Raw genomic sequence first — 1,949 nt, 5'->3', positions numbered from 1 at the left:
CGGGTGCTGGTCGAGCTTCTGGCTGACCGCCAACGGCTGGCCGGCATGAGCCGCGCCGCCCGCGCCATGGGCAGGCCGCAGGCCGCCGCCGCCGTGGTGGACGGTATGGAAGCCATCCTCGCGGGGCGTGGGTAGGTTGGAGTTTTTTGTGTGGCTTCGGCGGGGGCTGAGATTTTTTGTTTGCCTCCGGCGGGCAAGGGCTTCGCGCTCTGCGATCGCCATCCGTAAGGTTCGCGCTTCGCGCTCACCTAACGGCTGCCGTCCCCTGCCCCCCCGAACAGAGGAAAATTTGATCGGTGCATCGCGTGTCCCTTACAGGGGTGTTCACAGCAAACTGAAAGTTTTTCGAAATGGGGTTGCAAGGGGCAGAGCCACTTGCCCGCCGGAGGCGTAAAAAAACAGAACCTGCCTCCACCAGCGACAGCAACACAGCGAAATGCGACGTAAAAGCTATGAATAACAACAAGATCAAGAAAATTCACATGGTCGGCATCGGCGGCTCTGGCATGAGTGGCATTGCCGAGGTGCTGCTGAACCTTGGCTACGAGGTGTGCGGCTCGGACATGTCCGACGGCACGGTGGTGCGCCGTCTGCGCAAGCTGGGCGCCGAGATCTACATCGGCCACGGCGAAGGCAACCTGACGGACGCGCAGGTGCTGGTGAAGTCCACGGCCATCGGCGACGAGAACCCGGAAGTGGCGGCGGCGCGCAAGCGGGGCATCCCCATCATTCCTCGCGCCGAGATGCTGGCGGAGCTGATGCGCCTGCGCACGGGCATCGCCATCGCGGGCACGCACGGCAAGACCACCACCACCTCGCTCACTGCGGCCATCTTCGACGAGGCGGGCACCGACCCCACGGTGATCATCGGCGGGCGTCTGAACGCTTACGGCGCCAACGCGCGCCTGGGCGACGGCGCCTACCTCATCGCAGAGGCGGACGAATCGGACGGTTCGTTCCTGTGCCTGTTCCCCATCGTCACCGTGGTCACCAACGTGGACATGGACCACATGGACCACTACCCGTCGCAGCAGGCCATCGACGACGCCTTCGTGGACTTCATGAACAAGGTGCCGTTCTACGGCATGAACGTGGTCTGCGGCGACGACCCCGGCGTGCGCCGCCTGCTGCCGCGCGTGAAGCGCCCGGTGGTCACCTACGGTTTCGGCGAGGGCAACGCCATTCGGGCAGAGGTGCTGGCCTGCGCGGACACCAGCCTGTTCAACGTCATCGTCAACGGCGACGACATCGGTCAGGTGCGCCTGGCCCAGCCGGGCCGCCACAACATCCTGAACGCCCTGGCCGCCATTGGCGTGGCGCTGGAATGCGACATCGCGCCCGAGAAGATCGTGGCGGGCCTTGCCAAGTTCGGCGGGGTGGGGCGGCGCTTCGAACGCAAGGGCGAGCGCGACGGCGTGCTGGTGGTGGACGACTACGGCCACCATCCGGCCGAAATCGCGGCAACGCTTGCCACGGCGCGCCAGTGCTTTCCGCACCGGCGGCTGGTGGTGGTGTTCCAGCCGCACCGGTTCAGCCGCACGCAGGCGCTGTTCGGCGAATTCTGCAAGGTGTTCGACGGGGTGGACAAGCTGTTGCTGACGGAAATCTATCCGGCATCGGAAAAGCCCATCCCCGGCGTGAGCGGGCAAAGCCTTGCCCAGGGCATCCGCCAGGTGTCCAAGACCGACGTGACCTATCATCAGGATTTCGATTCCGTGCTGGCGGCGCTGCCGGAAGTGCTGCAACCCGGCGACCTGCTGCTGACGCTGGGCGCAGGCAACGTGACCACCATCGGCCCCCGCTACCTGGAAAGGGAATAGCATGCTCAAGGTTCTCGACGGCCCCGTGCTTGCGCACCGCACCACGCTCCGCCTTGGCGGCAGGGCGCTGGCGGAGGTGCGCGCGGCCGGGCCGCAGGACCTGGACGAGTTGCCCGGTGCGCTGGCCCG

The 1,949-nt window shown here is 66.0% G+C and carries 1 protein-coding gene and 2 pseudogenes; all 3 read left to right on the top strand.

From position 1 onward, the window contains the following. Positions 1-135, top strand: a pseudogene (locus FVW27_RS20980) (undecaprenyldiphospho-muramoylpentapeptide beta-N-acetylglucosaminyltransferase); the annotation flags it as partial. Between the two features lie 317 nt (positions 136-452). Beyond that, positions 453-1,820, top strand: a complete 1,368-nt coding sequence (gene murC, locus FVW27_RS14420) for a UDP-N-acetylmuramate--L-alanine ligase (protein WP_167126371.1) — start codon at positions 453-455, stop codon at positions 1,818-1,820. A 1-nt stretch (position 1,821) separates the two neighbouring features. Further along, positions 1,822-1,949, top strand: a pseudogene (gene murB / locus FVW27_RS14415) (UDP-N-acetylmuramate dehydrogenase); the annotation flags it as partial.

It is taken from the genome of Nitratidesulfovibrio liaohensis, assembly GCF_011682075.1.
Taxonomy (GTDB): Bacteria; Desulfobacterota; Desulfovibrionia; order Desulfovibrionales; family Desulfovibrionaceae; genus Cupidesulfovibrio; species Cupidesulfovibrio liaohensis.
Note: the sequence above shows the minus strand (reverse complement) of the source record. Positions and strands in the feature narration are given on the sequence as shown.